At 69.9% G+C, this 19561-nt stretch carries 17 protein-coding genes; 3 read left to right on the top strand and 14 right to left on the bottom strand.

Going from position 1 to position 19561, the window contains the following annotated elements; translation table 11 throughout:
* Window positions 1-396: 396 nt before the first annotated feature.
* The gene (mgtE, locus tag QQK83_RS15320; RefSeq protein WP_284265719.1) at window positions 397-1803 is read right to left on the bottom strand and encodes a magnesium transporter; all 1407 of its coding nucleotides are present in this window, start codon (window positions 1801-1803) and stop codon (window positions 397-399) included.
* 106 nt (window positions 1804-1909) lie between these two features.
* Between mgtE and guaD the strand changes: the two genes are divergently transcribed.
* Window positions 1910-3196, top strand: a complete 1287-nt coding sequence (gene guaD / locus QQK83_RS15315) for a guanine deaminase (protein WP_284265718.1) — start codon at window positions 1910-1912, stop codon at window positions 3194-3196.
* A gap of 212 nt (window positions 3197-3408) precedes the next feature.
* On the opposite strand, the gene glmM is transcribed toward guaD, so the two are convergent.
* Together glmM and folP are read right to left on the bottom strand one after the other, a co-directional pair.
* The gene (glmM, locus tag QQK83_RS15310) at window positions 3409-4752 is read right to left on the bottom strand and encodes a phosphoglucosamine mutase (protein WP_284265716.1); all 1344 of its coding nucleotides are present in this window, start codon (window positions 4750-4752) and stop codon (window positions 3409-3411) included.
* Window positions 4753-4760: 8 nt separating this feature from the next.
* Complete coding sequence (folP, locus tag QQK83_RS15305; protein WP_284265714.1) at window positions 4761-5798, bottom strand: dihydropteroate synthase; 1038 nt, start codon at window positions 5796-5798, stop codon at window positions 4761-4763.
* A gap of 110 nt (window positions 5799-5908) precedes the next feature.
* Here folP and QQK83_RS15300 point away from each other — a divergent pair, with 110 nt between their 5' ends.
* Window positions 5909-6406 (top strand): GNAT family N-acetyltransferase, encoded by a 498-nt coding sequence (locus tag QQK83_RS15300; RefSeq protein WP_284265712.1) that lies wholly within the window; start codon window positions 5909-5911, stop codon window positions 6404-6406.
* Here QQK83_RS15300 and QQK83_RS15295 read toward each other — a convergent pair.
* The 7 genes from QQK83_RS15295 to QQK83_RS15265 form a co-directional block, all read right to left on the bottom strand.
* Window positions 6357-7304, bottom strand: a complete 948-nt coding sequence (locus QQK83_RS15295) for a dihydroneopterin aldolase (RefSeq protein WP_284265709.1) — start codon at window positions 7302-7304, stop codon at window positions 6357-6359. The two genes, QQK83_RS15300 and QQK83_RS15295, sit on opposite strands and share 50 nt — an antisense overlap.
* A 70-nt stretch (window positions 7305-7374) precedes the next feature.
* Window positions 7375-8082 (bottom strand): cell wall hydrolase, encoded by a 708-nt coding sequence (locus QQK83_RS15290; RefSeq protein ID WP_284265707.1) that lies wholly within the window; start codon window positions 8080-8082, stop codon window positions 7375-7377.
* Window positions 8083-8242: 160 nt separating this feature from the next.
* Window positions 8243-10798, bottom strand: a complete 2556-nt coding sequence (locus QQK83_RS15285; protein WP_284265705.1) for a putative PEP-binding protein — start codon at window positions 10796-10798, stop codon at window positions 8243-8245.
* 109 nt (window positions 10799-10907) lie between these two features.
* Window positions 10908-13148 (bottom strand): glycine--tRNA ligase subunit beta, encoded by a 2241-nt coding sequence (gene glyS / locus QQK83_RS15280; protein WP_284265703.1) that lies wholly within the window; start codon window positions 13146-13148, stop codon window positions 10908-10910.
* Window positions 13149-13151: 3 nt separating this feature from the next.
* Window positions 13152-13847, bottom strand: a complete 696-nt coding sequence (locus QQK83_RS15275) for an FkbM family methyltransferase (RefSeq protein ID WP_284265701.1) — start codon at window positions 13845-13847, stop codon at window positions 13152-13154.
* 3 nt (window positions 13848-13850) lie between these two features.
* A complete protein-coding gene (locus tag QQK83_RS15270) occupies window positions 13851-14312 on the bottom strand; it encodes a DUF6446 family protein (protein ID WP_284265697.1) in 462 nt (153 codons plus the stop codon).
* On the bottom strand, window positions 14309-15244 hold the full coding sequence (locus tag QQK83_RS15265) for a glycine--tRNA ligase subunit alpha (RefSeq protein ID WP_284265695.1): 936 nt from the start codon (window positions 15242-15244) through the stop codon (window positions 14309-14311). Before QQK83_RS15265 ends, QQK83_RS15270 begins: the two co-directional genes overlap by 4 nt.
* A gap of 202 nt (window positions 15245-15446) precedes the next feature.
* On the opposite strand from QQK83_RS15265, the gene QQK83_RS15260 reads away from it, so the two are divergent.
* Window positions 15447-17234 (top strand): serine protease, encoded by a 1788-nt coding sequence (locus QQK83_RS15260; RefSeq protein ID WP_284265693.1) that lies wholly within the window; start codon window positions 15447-15449, stop codon window positions 17232-17234.
* A 12-nt stretch (window positions 17235-17246) separates the two neighbouring features.
* Here QQK83_RS15260 and msrB read toward each other — a convergent pair whose 3' ends face one another.
* The 4 genes from msrB to QQK83_RS15240 form a co-directional block, all read right to left on the bottom strand.
* A complete protein-coding gene (gene msrB / locus QQK83_RS15255; protein ID WP_284265691.1) occupies window positions 17247-17729 on the bottom strand; it encodes a peptide-methionine (R)-S-oxide reductase MsrB in 483 nt (160 codons plus the stop codon).
* Window positions 17730-17920: 191 nt separating this feature from the next.
* Window positions 17921-18478, bottom strand: a complete 558-nt coding sequence (locus QQK83_RS15250; RefSeq protein WP_284265688.1) for a fasciclin domain-containing protein — start codon at window positions 18476-18478, stop codon at window positions 17921-17923.
* 134 nt (window positions 18479-18612) lie between these two features.
* Window positions 18613-19317 (bottom strand): anti-sigma factor, encoded by a 705-nt coding sequence (locus tag QQK83_RS15245; protein WP_284265686.1) that lies wholly within the window; start codon window positions 19315-19317, stop codon window positions 18613-18615.
* Window positions 19314-19561, bottom strand: a 248-nt coding sequence (locus QQK83_RS15240) for a sigma factor-like helix-turn-helix DNA-binding protein (RefSeq protein ID WP_284265684.1), incomplete at its 5' end; no start/stop codon positions are given. The genes QQK83_RS15240 and QQK83_RS15245, both read right to left, overlap by 4 nt.

Below are 19561 nucleotides of genomic sequence, written 5' to 3'. Positions count from 1 at the left end.
AGGCGCGCCGAAGGCTGCGCCCGGTGCGGGCGTTGCGACGCACGGGCCCAAGGGCAGTGGCCGGGTTGGCGCACCTCGGCCCGCGCGCGCGGGCCGCCTTCGGAAAACATCTGTTTTCCGCCGGGTCCCGTGAGGGAGGCATGGTGCTCGGGATAAGCTCGGCGCTGTCGGATGACACTCCGCTCGGCGCGTCGGGCAAAAGGATGGCGGCGCCGCCAGGGCGGTGTCCGTCCGGCCGCCCTGTCACGGCGGCCCCTGTGTCCGGCTCTGATCGGTCCGCGGCCCGTTCGACCGCGCGACGGATACCCTTGGTTGGCAGACGGCGTCACCCGCCCGCCGGGACATGTCCATGGTCGGGCACAGTGGCACGGCCACCTTAAGATCGGGTAAACGGGCTCAGAGCAGGAAGATCACCGCCAGCCCCAGGAAGGCGAAGAACCCCACCACATCCGTCACCGTGGTGACGAAGGCCCCCGAGGCCAGCGCCGGGTCGATGCCCAGCCGCTCCAGCACGACCGGGATCAGGATCCCCGCAAGCCCCGCCACCAGCAGGTTGATCACCATCGCCGCCGCGATCACGCCGCCCAGCGCGGGCGAGCCGAACCAGACCAGCCCCACGATCCCCATCACCACCGCGAAGACCACGCCGTTGATCAGCCCCACCGCGGCCTCGCGGGTGACCACGCGCACCAGGTTCGACCGCGTCAGGTCGCGCGTGGCCAGCGCGCGCACAGCCACCGTCAGCGACTGGGTGCCCGCGTTGCCGCCCATCGAGGCCACGATCGGCATCAGCACGGCCAGCGCCACGATCTGCGCGATGGCCGCTTCGAACTGGGCGATGACGAGCGAGGCGAGGATCGCCGTGATGAGGTTCACGAACAGCCAGGGAAACCGCTGTTTCGTGGTCTCGACGATCTTGTCCGACAGGCTCGATTCCTCGCCCACGCCCGCGAGCTTCAGCAGGTCTTCCTCGGCCGCTTCATCCAGCACGATCATCGCGTCGTCGATGGTGATGACGCCGACGAGCCGCCCGTCCTCGTCCACCACGGGGGCGGAAATCAGGTGATACTGGTTGAAGGCATAGGCCACGTCATCCTCGTGCTGGGTCGCGGGGATGGTGCGGAAACTGTCCTCGGTGATCTCCTGCAAGGGCGTCTTGCGCGCGGACGAGAGCAGACGGCCCAGCGTGACATGGCCGGTGGGCTTCATCCGCGGATCGGTCAGCACGACATGGTAGAACTGCTCGGGCAGGTCGCGCTTGTGGGCGCGCAGGTGGTCGATCATCTCGCCCACGGTCCAGTGCTCGGGGGCATGGACCACCTCGCGCTGCATCAGGCGGCCGGCGGTTTCCTCGGGATAGGCCAGCGCCTGCTCGACGGCGACCCGGTCGGAAGGTTCCAGCACGTCGAGGATCGCCTCGATCTGCGCCTCCTCCAGGTCCTCGACAAGGTCGACCACGTCGTCGCTGTCCAGCTCGCGCACCGCCTCGGCCAGCACGTGATCGGGCAGGAGGCCGATCACCTCCTCGCGCAGGCCCCAGTCGAGCTCGGACAGGACCTCGCCGTCGATGCCCCGCGACCAGAGCGCCAGCCAGGCCGCGCGTTCCCCCTCCGAGACCTGCTCCAGCAGGTCGGCAATATCGGCGGGGTGGAGCGGCTCCATCAGCGCGTCGACGCGATCGACATCGCCCGCGGCCACCAGCACGCGCAGCCGGCCCCGCAGGCTGTCGTCAAGCGCGTAGGCGTCGCGGTCCTCGTCGGCCTCGTCCTCGCGGTCCATCACCTGGTCGTCCTGCTCTGCCATGCCAGCCCCCGTTTTTCGCGCGCCTCGCCCGTGGTTTGCCCCTAACATAGGGCGAAGGGTCCGGCTATCACCGGGCGGCACGAGGGGCGGGAAAAGGACGGGTGCGATGACGGAACGACTGATCCTCGGGCAAACGCTGACCTTCGGCGGCGATCCCTTCACCGAAGGGCCCGAGGCGGCGCGCCACGAGCGCCATGGCGCCGTGCTGGTCCGGGACGGGCTGATCGCGGCCGTGGGAGACGGCGCGGAGCTGCGCGCACGCCACCCCGCGGCGCAGGTGACCGAGCATGGCGACGCGCTGATCCTGCCGGGCTTCGTCGATGCCCATGCGCATTACCCGCAAACGGCGATCATCGCCTCCTGGGGCAAGCGGCTGATCGACTGGCTGAACAGCTACACCTTCCCCGAGGAGGCGCGGTTTTCCGATCCCGCCTATGCCGCCGAGGTGGCGGGGCGCTACCTCGATCTGCTGCTGACGAACGGGACCACGACGGTGGCGAGCTACTGCACGATCCACCCCGAAAGCGTCGATGCCTTCTTCGAGGCGGCGCAGGCGCGGGGCATGCGGGCGCTCGCCGGCAAGACCTGCATGGACCGCGACACCGCGCCCGCCTTCCTCCGTGACACGGCGCAATCGGCGTATGACGACAGCCGCGCCCTGCTGGCGCGCTGGCACGGGGTGGACCGGCTTTCCTGCATCATCACGCCGCGCTTCTCGCCCACCTCGACGCCCGAACAGCTCGAGGCGCTCGGCGCGCTCTGGGCCGAACACCCCGATTGCCTGATGCAGACGCATCTGAGCGAACAGACCGACGAGATCGCCTGGGTCAAATCCCTCTACCCCGCCGCGCGCGACTACCTCGACACCTACGAGGCGCACGGGCTTCTGGGCCCGAACGGCCTTTACGGCCACGCCATCCACCTCGAACCGCGCGAGATCGACCGGCTGGCCGAGACGGGTGCCGCCGTGGTGCATTGCCCGACCTCCAATACCTTCATCGGCTCGGGGCTGTTCGACATGGGGCTGCGCGCGCGGATGCGGGTGGGGCTGGCGACGGATACCGGCGGCGGCTCCTCCTTCTCGATGCTCAGGACCATGGCCGCGGCCTACGAGGTGGCGCAGCTGCGGGGCACGGCGCTGCACCCCTCCGAGCTTCTTTGGCTCGCCACCGGAGGCTCGGCCGAGGCGCTGCGCCTCGGGCACAGGATCGGACGGCTGGCAGAGGGCTACGAGGCCGACATGGTGGTGCTCGACCTCGCCTCGACCCCGGCCATCGCGCAGGCGTCGGCCCGCGCCGGGAACATCTGGGAGGCGGTCTTTCCGACCATCATGATGGGCGACGACCGGGCCGTGCTGCAGACCTATGTCGCGGGTCGACCTGCTCGGGGCTGATCCCTTCTCCGTTTCACAAATATCCTGGGGGGAGTCGCCGAAGGCGACGGGGGGCAAAGCCCCCCCGAATTTTCGGACGAAAATTCGCAACCCGCGCCGGAGTCTTCACGCGGGATCTCAAGGGGGCGGACCGAATTTTCGTACGAAAATTCGCCCGCGCCGCGTCAGCGGCGCGCCCCCCTCCCCGCGATTTTTTCAAAAATCGCCCCGGCTCAGACCGCCGCCTCGACCGCGCCGACGATCTCGTCGACCACGGCCAGCATCAGCGCCTCGTCCTCGGCCTCGGCCATGACGCGGATCAGCGGTTCCGTCCCCGACTTGCGGATCAGGAGCCGCCCCTGCCCCTCCAGCTTCGCCTCGCCCGCGGCGATGGCGGCCTGCACGGCGGGCAGCTCCAGCGGCACCTGACCTTCGGAATACCGCACGTTCTTCAGCAACTGCGGCACCGTCTCGAAACTGCGCGCGAGCCGGCTGGCGGGCAGGCCCGTGCGGACCATCTCGCCCAGGAACTGCAGGCCCGCGATCAGCCCGTCGCCGGTGGTGGCGTAATCCGTCATCACGATATGGCCCGACTGCTCGCCGCCCAGGTTCAGACCATGGGCGCGCATCGCCTCGACCACGTAGCGGTCGCCGACCGCGGTGCGGTGCAGCTTGATCTCGCGCTCGCACAGGAACCGCTCCAGCCCGAGGTTGGACATCACGGTGGCGGCCAGGGTCTGCCCCTTCAGCCGCCCCTCCTCGGCCCAGCGGGCCGCAAACAGCGCCATGATCTGATCGCCATCGGCGACCGCGCCGGTCTCGTCGAGCAGGATCACCCGGTCGGCATCGCCGTCGAGACAGATGCCCACATCCGCGCCCGTCTCGCGGATCTTCGCCGCCGCGGCCTCGGGCGCGGTCGAGCCGACGCCCGCGTTGATGTTGAACCCGTCGGGCGAGACGCCGAGCGCGATCACCTCGGCCCCCAGTTCCCACAGCACCTCGGGCGCCGCGCGGTAGGCCGCGCCATTGGCGCAGTCGATCACCACCTTCAGACCGTCCAGCGTCAGCCCCTGCGGAAAGGTGCTCTTGACGCGCTCGACATAGCGGAAGCGGCCGTCGTCGATGCGTTTGGCGCGGCCGATGTTCTCGGCCTGCGCGAGGGCGAATTCACCGGCGACCAGCGCCTCGATCTCCATCTCGGCCTCGTCGGAGAGCTTGAAGCCGTCGGGGCCAAAGAACTTGATCCCGTTGTCCGTCGCGGGGTTGTGGCTGGCCGAGATCATCACACCCACATCGGCGCGCATCGAGGGCGTGAGCAGGCCCACCGCGGGCGTCGGCACCGGGCCGAGCAGCAGCACGTTCATCCCCGTCGAGGTGAAGCCCGCCGTCAGCGCGTTTTCCAGCATGTAGCCCGACAGCCGCGTGTCCTTGCCGATCACCACGCGATGCGCGCGGCTGCCGTCGCGGCGGAAGTAGCGCCCGGCGGCCGCGCCGAGGCGCAGGGCCATCTCGGCGGTCATCGGGTGGGTGTTGGCGCGGCCGCGCACGCCGTCGGTGCCGAAAAGGGTCCGGGTCATCGTAAAGCTCACTCTTCCGTCTCGGGTGGCGCGGGGGCCGCCACGGCCTGCCACAGGTCAAGTGCCTGCCTGTGTATCCCCATATCATGAACGCGCAGAACCTGTATGCCCTGCTGCACGGCCCATAGGCCGATCGCCGCCGATCCCGGCCCGCGCCGGTCGGCCTTCGTCTCGCCCGAGAGGGTGCCGATCATCCCCTTGCGCGACACCCCCAGAAGCACGGCGCAGCCAAGCGCATGGAACAGGCCCACACGCCGGATCAGGGCAAGGTTCTGGTCCAGCGTCTTGCCGAAGCCGATGCCGGGATCGACGAGGATGCGGGACCGGTCCACGCCCGCGGCCTCGGCCTGGGCCACGGCCGCGGCAAGCCCGTCGAAGACGTCGAGCAGGACATCGTCATAGGCCGCGGCGGCCAGGCCCTGCATCGTCTCGGGCGTGCCGAGGGAATGCATCACGATGAGCGGCGCGCCCGTTTCGGCGGCGACGCGGGCAAGGTCGGGATCGAAGCGCAGGCCCGAGACATCGTTGAGGATGTCGGCCCCTGCCGCGAGCCCCGCCGTGGCGACGGCGGATTTGCGGGTGTCGAGGCTGAGGGGCGCGGTCACGCCCGCGGCGCGCAGCGCGGCGATGACCGGGGCGATGCGGGCGATCTCCTCGGCCGCGGGCAGCTCGGGCGCGCCGGGGCGGGTCGATTCGCCGCCGATGTCGATCAGGTCCGCGCCCTCGGCGAGCATCGCCCGGGCGTGATCCAGCGCGCCCGCACCCGCGTGGCGGCCGCCGTCGGAAAAGCTGTCGGGGGTCACGTTGAGGATCCCCATGAGCCGCGGCGCATCCAGCGTCAGCCCCGCAAGCGGCGCGCGGGGCGCGGTGAGGCGCGCCAGCGCCGCCTCGGGCAGGTCGCTGGCCGCGACGATCTCGGGGGCTGCGCCGCGGCGCAGCCGCTCGACATGGGAAAAGCGGACCCAGCCGCCGGCAAGGCGATGCACCGGGCCACGCGGCGGCGCGGGGTCGATCAACGGGATCGGGCGAACACAGGCGAGCGTCATGGCAGCGCGCCTACGGCTCCGGGCCGCGCTTGGCAAGGGGCGAGGCGCGGAAACCGCCCTGTCCGAAAGGGCAGCTTGACCTTGCGTCAGCCAGCGGCCTTGATGCGGGCATGGACAAGGGCAGTGTTTTCAGAAGCGGCCGGTTGACGGCGCGCCCCGCCGGGCACGGGGACGCGGCGCTTTACGCGGCCCTGTTCGGCCCCGACCGGGGCCCGCCCCGGCAGATCGCGGACATGCAGGACTGGTCCCGCCACGCGGTTGCGCCCTGGGTATTGAGCCATGCCGGGCACCCGGTGGGCGTGGGCGGGTTCCGCATCGGCTTCGGCGAGGACGGGCTGGAATTGCGGTTCGACTTCCTGCCCGAGGTGGCGGGACAGGGGCTGGCCGGGGAATTCGTGCAGGCGGCGCTGGATCATGCGGTCAGCGTGCTGAAGGCGGACCGGATCTTTGCCCATGTCCCCACCGACACGCCGGTGCCCGCGCGCATCCTGCACAAGGCGGGGTTCATCGCGGACGGCGGGGAAGATGCGAGCGCCGCCGATACGCGGCTGATGCGACTCACCCTTCGGCGGCCGAAGGCACGTCATCCCCTGCCCCGAGCCGGGTGAGGCGGACGCCCTCGGGGGCCTCCAGCCCATCGGGCGCGCCGAAGGCCAGCACCTCGACCGCCTCGAAGGCCTGCGCAAGCCAGAGCGCCAGCGCGAGCGGATCGGTCACCGAGGCCCCCGGCCCGTCATGGGCGTCGAGCACCAGCTTGGAGGGCGCCCAGACGCTGATCTGGCCGTGACGCATCGCCCAGTCGAGTTCCGTCCGGCTGTCGACGACGACGCAGCGCGCGTCGCGGGCGGCCAGCACCCAGCCCGATTGCTCGATGGCCAGCAGGTCGATCCGGCGTTGCGGCATGGCATGGGCCGCGCGCGGCCCCGGCGCATCGGGGCGGCCGACGCAGAGGATGAGCGGCGCGCCCCCCTCCTCCAGCCGGTCGAGCAGCGCGGAGAGGTCGGGGCGCGCGATGGCCTCGGACGACAGGTAGACGATGCGCGGATGCGGCGCATCCTCGGGCAGAAGACGCAGGCGGCGGCGGGTCTCAGGGGCATTGCGCAGGATCTCGACGCCCAGCACGTAGGGGCCGCGGTCCAGCTTGCCGATGCGCACGATGCAGCGCGCGGCCAGCGGGTGCAGGAGGATTCGGTCGGCGATGCGCGCGGCGAGCGTTTCCAGAAGGTTCACTCGCTCTTCGGCGAGGGCCGCGTCGATCGCCTCGACGATGGTGTCGTAGCTCAGGATGCGGTCGACATCGTCGACGGCCTGTTCGGCGCGGGTCTCGACCTCGACCACCACGTCGAACTGCACGGTCTGGGTGACGCCGCGCTCGGCCTGAAAGGCCCCGATCTCGACCTCGCGGCGGTGCTCGGTCATGGCGATGCGGTCGCGCGGCGGATCGCCGGCAAGCGCCTTGGCGCGTTCGGACGGGTGGCGGAAGGCCGTGGAAATCTCGTCAACCATGCGCGCGGCCTAACACGGGGCAGGCGCGCGGGCCATGCCCGCAGGCGGCAGTCGGGCGACGTTCCGCGACCTATCTGTATTGTTGGCGGTAGAAGATGTGCTGCCCGTAGCGCGCGGTGCGCGGATAGACGCGCGCCCAGTTGGGGCTGACCCAGTCGGCGTGGTAATGGGTGGCCTGCCGCGTCAGGTCGCGCGGCGCGCCGTCCATCATGATCCGCGCGATATGGCCCGCGCGGTTCCACGCGCGCTCGTCGGTGACGACCTCGGGGATGCCGTCGCAGGTATAGCTGAACTGGCAGGCGTTGCGGCGGCCGGTGCCCTCGTTCACCACGGCGCAGATCGTGCGGGGGTAATTGGCGTGGTCGACGCGGTTCAGGATCACCTCGGCCACGGCATATTGCCCCTCGATGCTTTCGCCGCGGGCTTCGAAATAGATCGCTTCGGTCAGGCAGCGCCATTGCGCGTTGCCGCGCGCGCGGCCCATGCGGTCAAGCTCGGCCGCGGTCATCACGCGCGCGTCGCCGCCGCGCCCGGTGCCGGAGAACGGTGCGCCCAGCCGCCGGATGCGGTCGCGCGACAGCCCGGCGAGCGAAGCCGTCTCGACGCCCATCAACGCCCCGAGGCGGCTGCCGATCGCGCTGCCGTCCGAGGGGCCCAAGGCGCTGTCGAAGGAGGGGGTGGAGGAACTGGCCGTCACCTCGGCCAAGGCCGGATGCGCTTGAGACAGGGCGGAAAAGGCCGCCGCACAGACCATGGCGAGAACGCGCCGTGCCGTCATCAGTCTACCCTTTCGAGGGGTCTTGCGCCCCGCTTCGGCCTGCCCGGCCCGTTGTCAACGATTCGGATGTTTACCGACGCACCTCAAAATCTCCAAACGCGCACCCGATCTTGCGGGGATGGCGACCCTGCCCACCAGACCTAGAACGCCGCGGCCGTGATTACCGGATATCTTTATCCGATACATCAACTTTCGACGGCAAGGTCTTGTCGAGAATGGACAATTGCGCAGCCGCCAGCTTGGCCACCGGCACCCGGAAGGGCGAGCAGGAGACGTAGTCGAACCCCGCCTTGCGCGAGAAGGCGATGGCCGAGGGCTGGCCCGCGTGTTCGCCACAGATCGAGATGATGACATCGGGCCGCGCGTGACGGCCGCGTTCGGCGCCGAGCAGCATCAACTCGCCCACCCCGTCGACGTCGAGCTGTGTGAACGGATCTTCGGGAAAGACGCCCTGCTGGACATAGGCCGACATGAAGCGCCCGGCGTCGTCGCGCGACAGGCCATAGGTCATCTGCGTGAGGTCGTTGGTCCCGAAGGAGAGAAACGCCGAATGCTCGGCGATCTCGCCCGCGCGGAGGGCTGCGCGGGGCGTTTCGACCATGACGCCGAGGCGATAGGTGAAGTCCTGCCCGGTCTTCGATTTCACCTCGGCGGCGATGGCATCGACACGGGTTTTCACCAGCTCGACCTCGCGCCGGGCCGAGACAAGCGGGATCATGATCTCGGGCACGACGGGCGCGCCCTTGCGCGAGGCCTTGAGCGTCGCCTCGAAGATGGCGCGGGCCTGCATCTCGTAGATCTCGGGGACGGTCACCCCCAGCCGCACGCCCCGCATGCCGAGCATCGGGTTGAATTCCTGCAGGCTCTCGATCCGCGATTGCACGCGGCTGACGGGCAGGTCCAGCGCCTCGGCCAGCGCGCGGATGCCGTCGCGGTCGCCCGGCAGGAACTCGTGCAGGGGCGGGTCGAACAGCCGGATGGTCACCGGCTGGCCCTGCATCATCTGGAACAGCTCGATGAAATCGGCGCGCTGCATCGGCAAGAGCCGGTCGAGCGCCGCGGCGCGGTCAGCCGGGTTCTCGGCAAAGATCATCTCGCGCATCACGGTCAGGCGAGCCTGGTCGAAGAACATGTGTTCCGTCCGGCACAGGCCGATCCCGTCCACGCCGAAGCGCTGCGCCATGGCGGCATCCTCGGGCGTGTCGGCATTGGCGCGGATGCCGATGTCGCGGGCCGCATCGGCCCAGTCCATCAACGTGGCGAAGGCCCCGCCGAGGGCGGGCTCGACCATCTGGGGCGCGCCGACCAGCACGTCGCCGGTGGAGCCGTCGACGGTGATCACGTCGCCCTCGTGAAAGATCTTGCGGCCCGGCACGGTCAGCATCTTCTTGCGGCTGTCGAGTTGCAGGCGCGTGGCCCCCGACACGCAGGGCAGGCCGAGACCGCGGGCGATCACCGCGGCGTGGCTGGTCATGCCGCCGCGCTCGGTCAGGATGGCCTGGGCGGCATGCATGCCGCGGATATCCTCGGGGCTGGTTTCCCGGCGCACGAGGATGCAGGGCTCGCCCTGCGCGGCCATGGCCTGCGCGGCGCTGGCGGAAAAGACGATCTTGCCGGTCGCCGCACCGGGGGCGGCGGCGATGCCGCGGGTCAGCACGTCGCGCGCGGCAAGCGGGCTGACCTGCCGGTGCAGAAGCTGGTTCAGCGTGAAGGGCGGAATGCGCGTCAGCGCCTCCTCGCGGGTGATGATGCCATCCTCGGCCAGCGCCACGGCGATGGCGACCTCGGCCCGGCCCGAGCGGGGGCAGCGCACCGCATCGAGGACAGAGAGCTGCCCGTTCATCAGGGTGAACTCGATCTGCATCTCTTCGCGCAGGCGTTCACGGGTGAGCTTGCCCGCGGCTCGCAGCGCCTCGACCGCATCGGGGGCGGCATCCTCGAGGGATTTGCCGCGCTTGTCGGTGAGGATATATTGCGCATCGCTTTCCGACAGCGCCGCGCGCCCCTGCCCTTGCGGCAGCCAGCGGCCCGTGACCTGCGGCGCGCCGGTGTCGGAGGCGGCGAATTGCACAACGCCCGAGCCCGAGATCCCCTGCCCGATGCCGAGCGCCATTTCCTGCACGACAAGGCCGAGGCCCGCATCGGCGGGCGCGCCCTGCGCCTGTCGCAGCAGGCGGGCGGTCGTTCCTTCCCAGGCGCGGGCCATGGATTTCAGCACCTCGGCCAGCTGCATGGCGGGGTCCTGGGGGAAAGGTTCCTCCATCTCCTGCTCGAACTCGGCCTTGGCCAGCCGCGGGGTCATCGGCCCCTCGAACCCGTCGGCGTCCAGACGGAGGACGTCGACCGCGTAGGAGCGGATGAAGCCCACGTAAAGCGCATCAGCCGCCGTGACCCCATGCGCCTGCGCCAGCTGAACCGCCTTGGCGTCGGTCATGCCGATGTTGAGGATCGTGCCCGGCCCGCCCCAGTCGGGCATCTGCGAGGAAGAGCGCACCGACAAAAGCGCGCCGTCGCCGAAAACGCCCAGAAGCGCGGTCAGGTCGGGCAGCCGCCCGCCTGCGATGGCGCGCACCGTCTCGAAGCTGAGGGCGACGGTTTTCGGCACCGGCAGGCCGAGCCGCACGAGGCGCTGAAGGCATTTCGCACGGTTTCCATGGGTCGAGGTGCGGATCTCGGCCGTGGTCGTGATCTCGGTGAAGTCGGGTGTGGTCAACATGGGGGCGAAAACGTTTGCATCTGCAGCATTAGATACAACCCATGCGTGAACTGTCCAGTGGGCGTGTCGGTCCCGATGTCAGTTTCCCGGCAACGGGACCGGCTGTGCCCTACCCCTCGAGCCGCGACAGGTCGGCCACCGCGCCGCAGGTTTCCACGATCCGGTGCAGCAGGTTCAGGCGGTTGCGCCGCACGACCTGGTTGTCGGAATTGACCTGAACCGCCTCGAAGAAGGCGTCGATGGGCGCGCGGAGGCTGGCCATATGGGTCATGGCAGCGGCGAAATCCTCGGACGCAAGGGCCGGAGTGATCGCGGCCTCGGCCTCGGAGAGGGCCTTGAACAGCGCGCGCTCCTCGTCGGTCTCGGCGAATTTCGGGTCGGCACCGAAGCGGTATTCGACGCCGTCCTTCTCTTCGGCCTGCGTCAGGATGTTGGCCGCGCGGCGGTAGCCCTGCACGAGGTTCTCGCCGTCCGGCGTGGCGAGGAAGCCCGCCAGCGCACGGGCGCGGGCGACGACAAGGGCGAGGTCATCGGTGGGCGGCTTGGAGAGAGCCGCGTCGATCACGTCGTGGCGAATGCCCTCGTCGCGCAGGTGGACCTTGAGCCGGTCGTGGAAGAAGGCGAGGAGATCGGTGGACAGGTCGGGCAGCAGGTCGCCCACGCTGCGCAGCGCCTCGGCGGGCGCTTCGCCCTTGTCCTTCAGCCGGTCGGTCACGGCCTTGAAGGCCGCGCCGAACACGCCGCGCTCGGCGATCTCGCCAAGGATTTCCTCAAGCGTATCAATGACATCATCGCCGACCTTGGGGCGGGTGATGGCGATCTTGTGGCGCAGGATCTGGGCATCGACGAACCGGTCGAGCGTCAGGCGATGCGGACCGGCCAGAACGATGCGCACGATCCCCAGCGCCGCGCGGCGCAGCGCGTAGGGGTCTTTCGAGCCGGTGGGCTTCTCGTCGATGGCCCAGAAGCCGGTCAGCGTGTCGATCTTGTCGGCCAGCGCCACGGCGAGCGAGACGGGGGCGGTCGGCACCTCGTCGCCTTGGCCCATCGGTTTCCAGTGGTCGCGGGCGGCGTCCGCCACCTCCGCCGCGCGGCCCGCGGCCAGCGCGTAGTAGCGGCCCATCACGCCCTGCAATTCGGGGAACTCGCCCACCATTTCCGAGCGCAGATCGGCCTTGGCGATGCGCGCGGCCTCCTCGGCCATGTCGGCATCCGCGCCGACCATCGGCGCGATCTCGCGCGCCAGCGCGGCGATGCGGTCGATCCGGGCGGCCTGCGACCCGAGCTTGGCGTGGAAGGTCACCGATTTCAGCCCGTCCAGCCAGTCGCCCATGCCAGCGCGGGCGACGCGCAGGTCGTTTTCCCAGAAGAACGCTGCATCCGACAGGCGGGCGGAGAGAACCTTTTGATTTCCGGCCAAGATCGTTGCGCCATGATCCGCGGTTTCGCGGTTGGCGACGGTGACGAAACGTTCGATCCGGCCCGTCTTGGGGTTCCTGACCGAGAAGAATTTCTGGTGTTCGCGCATGCTGGTCTGCAGCACCTCGGGCGGCAGGTCGAGGAAGCGGTCCTCGATCTCGCCCATCAGCACCACGGGCCATTCCACCAGCCCCGCGACCTCGGCCAGAAGGCCCGTGTCCTCGACCAGTTCCATGCCGTTGGCAAAGGCCATCTGTTCCGCGTCGTGGCGGATATGCTCGGCCCGCTCGTCGGCGCGCAGGATGACCTTGGCGCGCTTCAGCTTGGTCTCGTAATCGGCGAAATTCGTGACGGAAAACCGGCCCGGCGCCATGAAGCGGTGGCCCTCGGTGGTGTCGCCCGAGGCGATGCCGTCGACGGCGAAGGGGACGACCTGAGACCCGGCTTCATCCGACAGAAGGCAGAGGATGGAGTGAAGCGGCCGCACCCAGCGCAGGCTGCCCGCGCCCCAGCGCATCGACTTGGGCCATGGGAAGGTGCGGATCACCTGGGGGACGACATCGGCGATGATCTCGGAGGCGGGGCGGCCCGGGCGTTCGATCACGGCGAAATAGACCTCGCCCTTCCTGTCGGGGCGCACCTCGAGCTGGTCCTTGGTCACGCCCGCGCCGCGCAGGAAGCCCTCGATCGCCTTTTCGGGCGCGTCGGTGCGCGGCCCGCGGCGTTCCTCGCGCGTCGTCGGGCTTTCGCCGGTCAGCCCTTCGAGCGTCAGCACCAGCCGCCGCGGCGTGGCGAAGGCCCCCGCCGAGGCATAGGTCAGCCCCGCCTCGACAAGGCCGTCGGTCACCAGCCGCTTCAGGTCATCCGCGGCGCGGGCCTGCATGCGGGCGGGGATTTCCTCGGAGAAGAGTTCGAGGAGAAGATCGGGCATGGTTCAGATCCAGTCGAGATTGACGCGGGTGACGGGGTGATGTTCGGCCACGGCCTCCCGCAGGGCGGCAAAGCGCGGGCGCAGGTCGCGGAACTTGTTTTCATGGGTCTCGGCGACGGTCAGCCCCACGAGATCGAAGAGGTTTTCGGCCTGCATGTGTTCGAGCAGGTCCAGCTCGGCCCCCTCGATATCCATCTTCAGAAAGGCGATGCGCCCGCCGGCCTTGGCGGCCTCGGCGCGGATCATCTCGGGCAGGGCGATCATCTGCACGTCGATGGTGGCACCCGCCGCTTCGTTGATGTTGCGCCCGCCGGGGATGACGGTGGATTTCACCGAGCCGCCCTTGGGGTTGTCGTCGAAATTGGCCGCGCGCATCAGCTGGACGCTACCGGCGGTGACGCCGACGGCGACATTGTGGAGGATCACGTTCTCCATGCCCGCCACGCGTTTGGACAGCTGGTCGAAGGCATAGGGGTCGGGCTCGAAGGCGTGGACGGTGGCCCCCGTCGCGGCCAGCGGCGCGGTCACGTCGCCCACGTTCGCGCCGCAGTCGAAGACCACGTCGCCGGGTTCCAGCATCGACAGGATGCCCTGCATCAGCCCGCGCGCGAAATGCGCGCGCTCGTTACGGGCCTGACGGCGCTTGAGCTTGTCGTAGGCCTCCTTCAGGGCCGCGTGTTCGGATTGCAGATCGTCCACCGCTCAATCCTCCAGGCTGCCGTTCCACTGGTGCCACGCGTAGGCGCGGCCGTCGGGGAAGACGGCGATGACGCGGTCCGCGCCGGGGCGCACCTCGGGTTGGGACAGGATCGCCTGCGCCTCGCCTGCCTCCAGCGCCGCGCCGATGGCGGGGGCGTCGAAACAGTTGAACCAGTCGGGCGCGATGAGGGGGGTGGCGTCCGGGTAAGGCACGGCGCGCGCGACGAGGGCGGCGGGGTCTGCCACGGTGAAGCAGCCGCGGAAACGCAGCGGCGAAGTGTCGGCGTCGATGCCGGTAAACCCGGTGTCGGGCAGGAGGTCGGTGCCGCCATCGACAAGCGCGACGAAGAGGTCGGCGCCGTCGATGGGCTGGTAATAGGCGCGCGTCTGGAACCACCATTGCGCGCCCGCGAAGACGGCGGTGACCAGGACGATGGCGATGACGAGAAGCCGCCCCGAGGTCATGCGGCGGGTGCCTCCGGTGTCCAGCCGCCCGCTTCGGTCTGCACGAAGGCGTCGGCGCAAAGCTTGGCCAACGCGCGGACGCGGCCGATATAGGCCTGCCGCTCGGTCACCGAGATCACGCCGCGCGCATCCAGCAGGTTGAACAGGTGGCTGGCCTTGATGCACTGGTCATAGGCGGGGTGCGCCATGACGATGCGCTTGGCCGTCTTGGGGTCTTCGGCGGGTTCGGCCAGCAGGCGCTGGCACTCGGCCTCGGCATCCTCGAAATGGCGGAACAGCTTTTCGGTGGTGGCCGCGTCGAAGTTGTGGCGGGAGTATTCCTGTTCCGTCTGGCGGAAGACATCGCCATAGGTCAGCGGAATGGGCGCCGAGGGGTCGTTGAAGGGCATGTCCATGACGTGATCGACGCCGAGGACATACATCGCCAGCCGTTCCAGCCCGTAGGTCAATTCGCCCGAAACGGGGTGGCAGTCGTGGCCGCCGACCTGCTGGAAATAGGTGAACTGCGACACTTCCATGCCGTCGCACCAGACTTCCCACCCGAGACCCCAGGCACCCAGCGTCGGGCTTTCCCAATCGTCCTCGACGAAACGGATGTCATGGAGGGCCATGTCGATGCCGATGGCCTCGAGGCTGCCGAGGTAGAGCGCCTGCAGGTCGGGCGGCGAGGGTTTGATGAGAACCTGGTACTGGTAATAGTGCTGCAGCCGGTTCGGGTTCTCGCCGTAGCGCCCGTCGGTCGGGCGGCGCGAGGGCTGCACATAGGCCGCGGCCCAGGGGCGGCTGCCCAGCGAGCGCAGCGTCGTGGCCGGGTGAAAGGTGCCCGCGCCGACCTCCATGTCGTAGGGCTGCATGATGGCGCAGCCTTTGGAGGCCCAGTAGGACTGAAGGCGCAGGATGATCTCCTGGAAACTCTTGGGCGTGTCGGGCATGGCGTCACTTCGGCGTTTGGATCGGCCCGGCTTCTCTAGTGTCACAGTTTGGTGCGGTCAACGCGGCGGCGGGGCCTGTGGCTTGCGTTCACGCAGTTTTCTGGTGCATTTCAACAGAGTTTGGATAGTGTCGCCCCCCGGCGGGGCGCGCGCGCCCTCCGCGGCATGCCGCGCCACAGGATGACTGAGGAATTTGAGACAGATGCCACTTCACGGACTTCGCGGATTGCCGGGCCTTGCGCTCATCATCGTCATGGCGCTTGCCCTGATCCTTCCGGGACCGCTGCGCGCGCAGGAGAGCGTGTTCATCCAGGTCGAAAGCCACGCCACCCTCGGCGAGACCGAGCGCCGCGCGCGGGCCTATGCGCAGATCGTCAATGACGTGAACGGGTTCCGCGCCCAGACCGGGCTTTATGCCATCTCGCTCGGCCCCTATGCGCCCGAGGACGCGCAGGCACTTCTGCGCGAGCTTCTGTCGCGGGGGCTGGTGCCGCGCGACAGTTTCGTGGTGAGCGGCGTTCCCTATGTCTCGCAGGTCTTCCCGGTCGGGGCGGATGCCCTCGCGCAAAGCGCGCAGCCGCTGGCCGAGGAAAGCGCCGAGGCGGTCGCCGAAGAGGTCGTCGCCGTGATCGAGGCCGAGGAGACGGCCGAGCCGGTCGTGCCCGAGGAAACGCTGCAGCAGGCCCGCCAGAGCGAGGCGCAGCTGGACCGCGCGGGCCGTGACGCGTTGCAGATCGCGCTGCAGTGGTTCGGCTTCTACAATTCCGGGATCGACGGTGCCTTCGGCCCCGGCACCCGCGCGGGCATGCGCGCCTGGCAAGAGGCGCGCGGCTTCGAGGCGACGGGGGTCCTGACCTCGCGCCAGCGTGCGCAGCTGCTGGGCGAATACCGGACCGAACTGGCCGCGCTCGGTATGGAGACGGTGCGCGACGAGCGCGCGGGCATCCAGATCGACCTGCCGCTCGCCATGGTCGGCTTCACCGATTACAACTTTCCCTTCGCGCAATTCGACGCGGTGAACGACAGCGGCGTGCAGGTCCTGCTGATCAGCCAGCCGGGCGACCGCAACACGCTGTTCGGGCTGTACGAGATCATGCAGACGCTCGAGATCGTGCCGCTGGAAGGCGAGCGCGAGCGGCGCGGCGACCGCTTCCTTCTGACCGGGCAATCCGAGACGTTGCGCAGCCACATCGAGGCGCGGCTGACGGGTGGCGCGGTCAAGGGCTTCACGCTGGTCTGGCCGCCCGAGCGCGACGCGCAGATCGCCCGCGTTCTGCCGATGATGCAGCAAAGCTTCAGCGCGTTGCCCGGTGCGCTCGACCCCGCCGCCGTGCCCGAGGGGCTGGGCGAGGATGTCGACCTCGTCTCGGGTCTCGAGGTGCGGCAGCCCGAGCGGGTGCGGTCGGGCTTTTTCGTCGATGCGGGTGGCAGCGTCCTGACCACGACCGAGGCGGTCGCGGGGCAATGCGCGCGCATCCTGATCAACACCGCCTACCCGGCCTCGGTCGCCTACCGGGACGAGGCGCTCGGCCTTGCCGTGCTGCGCCCCGAGCAGCGGCTGGCGCCGCTGGCCTTCGCCGAGATCGCGCGCGAGCCGGGGCGGCTTCGCTCCGCGATCGCGGTGGCGGGCTTCCCCTTCGACGGGGCGCTCAGCTCGGCCTCGATGGCCTTCGGCACGCTGGCCGATCTGCAGGGGATCAACGGCGAGGCGAGCATGCAGCGCCTCGACGTGGGCACCCAGCCGAGCGAGGCGGGCGGGCCGGTCTTCGACGAGACGGGCACGGTTATGGGCATGGTGCTTCCGGGCATCATCGCAAACCGCGCGCTGCCCGATGGCGTGACCATGGCGCTGCGCGCCGACCAGATGGGGCAGGCGCTGGCCGCGGCGGGCGTGCGCCCGGTGCTGTCGAGCCGGACCGCGGCGATGAACCGCGAGCGGCTGGCTCGGCTGGGCGCGGACATGACCGTGACGGTCAGCTGCTGGAACTGAGCCCCGCGCGGCTCAGGCCGCGGGGCGGAAGACCAGCGACACGCCGTTGAGGCAATGCCTGAGCCCGGTGGGCTCGGGCCCGTCATCGAAGATATGGCCAAGGTGGCTGCCGCAGCGGCGGCAATGGCATTCGGTGCGGAGGATGAAGATCAGTTGCCGGTCCTCCATCGTGCCGATGGCATCCGGCAGCACGTCCCGGAAGCTGGGCCAGCCCGTGCCGCTGTCGTATTTCGCGGCGGCGTCATAGAGCGGCAGGTCGCAGCCGCGGCAGTGGTAGAGCCCCGGCCGCTCTTCCCCCAACAGGTCGCTGGTATAGGCGCGCTCGGTCGCGCCTTCGCGCATCACGGCGAACTGGGTTTCCGTCAGCATGGCGCGCCATTCGGCCTCGGTTCGCGTGACCTCGAAGGGGCCGGGGGCGATGGCGGCCCGCGCAGGGCCGGGCCGCAGGAGGGCGACGGCCAGCGCCGTGGTCAGAAGGTGGCGGCGTGTGGGCATGGGAGGCTCCGGGTCTCGGGAAAAGGGGCCGGGCAAGCCACCGGCGGTCTGGGGACAGGGGCAACCCGTAGGGTGCGGGCCACTTGCCGATGCCTCGCCCGGCGGGGTGGACCGGCCCGCCTCGTTTGGCGCATGGCGGGCCGGCCCGGTCACGACGGCGAGGGATCTGCACCCCGCCGCCGATCCGGCGATCAATCGGCGTCGGGCAGAAGCACCGTGTCGATCACGTGGATCACGCCGTTGGACTGGTCGACATCGGCCTGGGTGACGGTCGCCATGCGGCCCTGTTCGTCCTCGATCATGACCATCCCGCCCGACATGCGCGCGGTGAAGGTGCAGCCGCCCACCGTCTCGATCGGATGAGCACCGCCCGAGGCGTTGATCATGCCGACGATATCGCCCGAGAAGGCCTCGGCCGCGACGACGTGGCAGGTCAGGATCTCGACCAGCCGGTCGCGGTTGCGCGGCTCGAGCAGGGCCGCGACGGACCCTTCGGGCAGGTCGGCGAAGGCGTCATCGGTGGGCGCGAAGACGGTGAACGGGCCGGCGCTGGCCAGCGTGTCGACAAGGCCCGCCTCGGTCACGGCGGCAACCAGAGTGGTGTGGATGGGCGAGTTCACCGCGTTCTCGACGATGTTGCGCTCGGGGAACATCGGCGCGCCGCCCACGGTGGGCACGCCCTGGGCAAGGGCGGTGCCCGCGATCAGCATGGCGGCAAGGGTGGCGGTCAGTGTGGTGGTGCGGGACATGGGTGTCCTCCGTCTGTCGGTTTCGATTGCGCCTCACCCCTCGCTCGGGGCGGCGATGTCGAGAACCACGGACGCCGGGACGGCCCGGTTTCAGCAAGCTGCGATTTTTCGGATCACGGCTGCGTGAGCGCCCGTCAGAGAGCCGCGAGCGGACCCAGCGCCAGCACGTCGCCGGTGGGCGCGCCGGTGGGCGAGCCGCCGGGCGGTTCGTCGGACACGGCAAGGATGCCGCCCGGCAGCGCATCGCGCAGCGTGGCGGGCACGGCGATGGCTGCGCGCCCCTGTGCATCCAGCAGGCCGAGCGAGACCGGCGCCGCCTCGCCCGCGATGAGCCACAGCTCGGTCGCGCGGCCCGGTCGCGCCTCGCCCGCGGCGCGGCGGATGCCGAGGGTGGCGCTCGTCGGGTCGTAGACGGCAAGGAAGCTGTCCGCGCCCTCGGTCGGGGCCAGCTGCGCCACGAAGGGCGCAGGCGGCACCGGTTGCGGCTGGGTGAAGAGCATCACCGCCAGCGCGATGGAGGTCGCGGCCCCCAGCGCCGTCAGACCCTGCCAGAGGCCCAGACGCCGCCACAGCGGCACGGTGCCCCCCTGCTTCTGATCGAAGAGCGCCCGTTGCAACGCGGTCTCGACCCGCCGCGGCGGGGTCACCGGGGCGACCTCATCCTCGGCCATGGCGGCGAAGCGGGCTTCCCAGTCGCGCACGGCCTCGACCAGCGCAGGCTCCGCGCGCAGCCGGTCCTCGAAGGCCGCGCGCTCGGCCGCGTCCATGAGGCCCAGCACGTATTCGGCGGCCAATGCCTCGGGTGCCTCGGGGGGCATGTCGTCGGTCGGATCGGTCATCTCGACAGGCACTCCCTCAGGCTGATGAGGCTGCGGCGCAGCCAGGTCTTCATGGTATTGAGCGGCACCGCGTGGCGGTCCGCAAGTTCCTGGTAGGCGAGCCCGTCGAGATAGGCCCCGCGCACGGCCGCGGCCCGATCCTCGGGCAATTCGCCGAGGCAGTCCATGATCCGCCGCGCCTCGCCCGCGGCGATGGCGCTGGCCTCGGGCGTGGGGCCGGGGGCCGCGACGGGGGCCACGGCGT

This window comes from Roseicyclus amphidinii, from assembly GCF_030163755.1.
GTDB lineage: Bacteria > Pseudomonadota > Alphaproteobacteria > Rhodobacterales > Rhodobacteraceae > Roseicyclus > Roseicyclus amphidinii.
The sequence above is the reverse complement of the archived record's forward strand: the minus strand, read 5'-3'. Positions and strand labels throughout refer to the sequence as shown.

Excerpts from the sequence above, each read along its gene's own strand:
- mgtE (WP_284265719.1), bottom strand. The coding sequence starts at position 1,803 with ATGGCAGAGCAGGACGACCAGGTGATGGACCGCGAGGACGAGGCCGAC.
- guaD (WP_284265718.1), top strand. The coding sequence starts at position 1,910 with ATGACGGAACGACTGATCCTCGGGCAAACGCTGACCTTCGGCGGCGAT.
- glmM (WP_284265716.1), bottom strand. The coding sequence starts at position 4,752 with ATGACCCGGACCCTTTTCGGCACCGACGGCGTGCGCGGCCGCGCCAAC.
- folP (WP_284265714.1), bottom strand. The coding sequence starts at position 5,798 with ATGACGCTCGCCTGTGTTCGCCCGATCCCGTTGATCGACCCCGCGCCG.
- QQK83_RS15300 (WP_284265712.1), top strand. The coding sequence starts at position 5,909 with ATGGACAAGGGCAGTGTTTTCAGAAGCGGCCGGTTGACGGCGCGCCCC.
- QQK83_RS15295 (WP_284265709.1), bottom strand. The coding sequence starts at position 7,304 with ATGGTTGACGAGATTTCCACGGCCTTCCGCCACCCGTCCGAACGCGCC.
- QQK83_RS15290 (WP_284265707.1), bottom strand. The coding sequence starts at position 8,082 with ATGACGGCACGGCGCGTTCTCGCCATGGTCTGTGCGGCGGCCTTTTCC.
- QQK83_RS15285 (WP_284265705.1), bottom strand. The coding sequence starts at position 10,798 with ATGTTGACCACACCCGACTTCACCGAGATCACGACCACGGCCGAGATC.
- glyS (WP_284265703.1), bottom strand. The coding sequence starts at position 13,148 with ATGCCCGATCTTCTCCTCGAACTCTTCTCCGAGGAAATCCCCGCCCGC.
- QQK83_RS15270 (WP_284265697.1), bottom strand. The coding sequence starts at position 14,312 with ATGACCTCGGGGCGGCTTCTCGTCATCGCCATCGTCCTGGTCACCGCC.
- QQK83_RS15265 (WP_284265695.1), bottom strand. The coding sequence starts at position 15,244 with ATGCCCGACACGCCCAAGAGTTTCCAGGAGATCATCCTGCGCCTTCAG.
- QQK83_RS15260 (WP_284265693.1), top strand. The coding sequence starts at position 15,447 with ATGCCACTTCACGGACTTCGCGGATTGCCGGGCCTTGCGCTCATCATC.
- msrB (WP_284265691.1), bottom strand. The coding sequence starts at position 17,729 with ATGCCCACACGCCGCCACCTTCTGACCACGGCGCTGGCCGTCGCCCTC.
- QQK83_RS15250 (WP_284265688.1), bottom strand. The coding sequence starts at position 18,478 with ATGTCCCGCACCACCACACTGACCGCCACCCTTGCCGCCATGCTGATC.
- QQK83_RS15245 (WP_284265686.1), bottom strand. The coding sequence starts at position 19,317 with ATGACCGATCCGACCGACGACATGCCCCCCGAGGCACCCGAGGCATTG.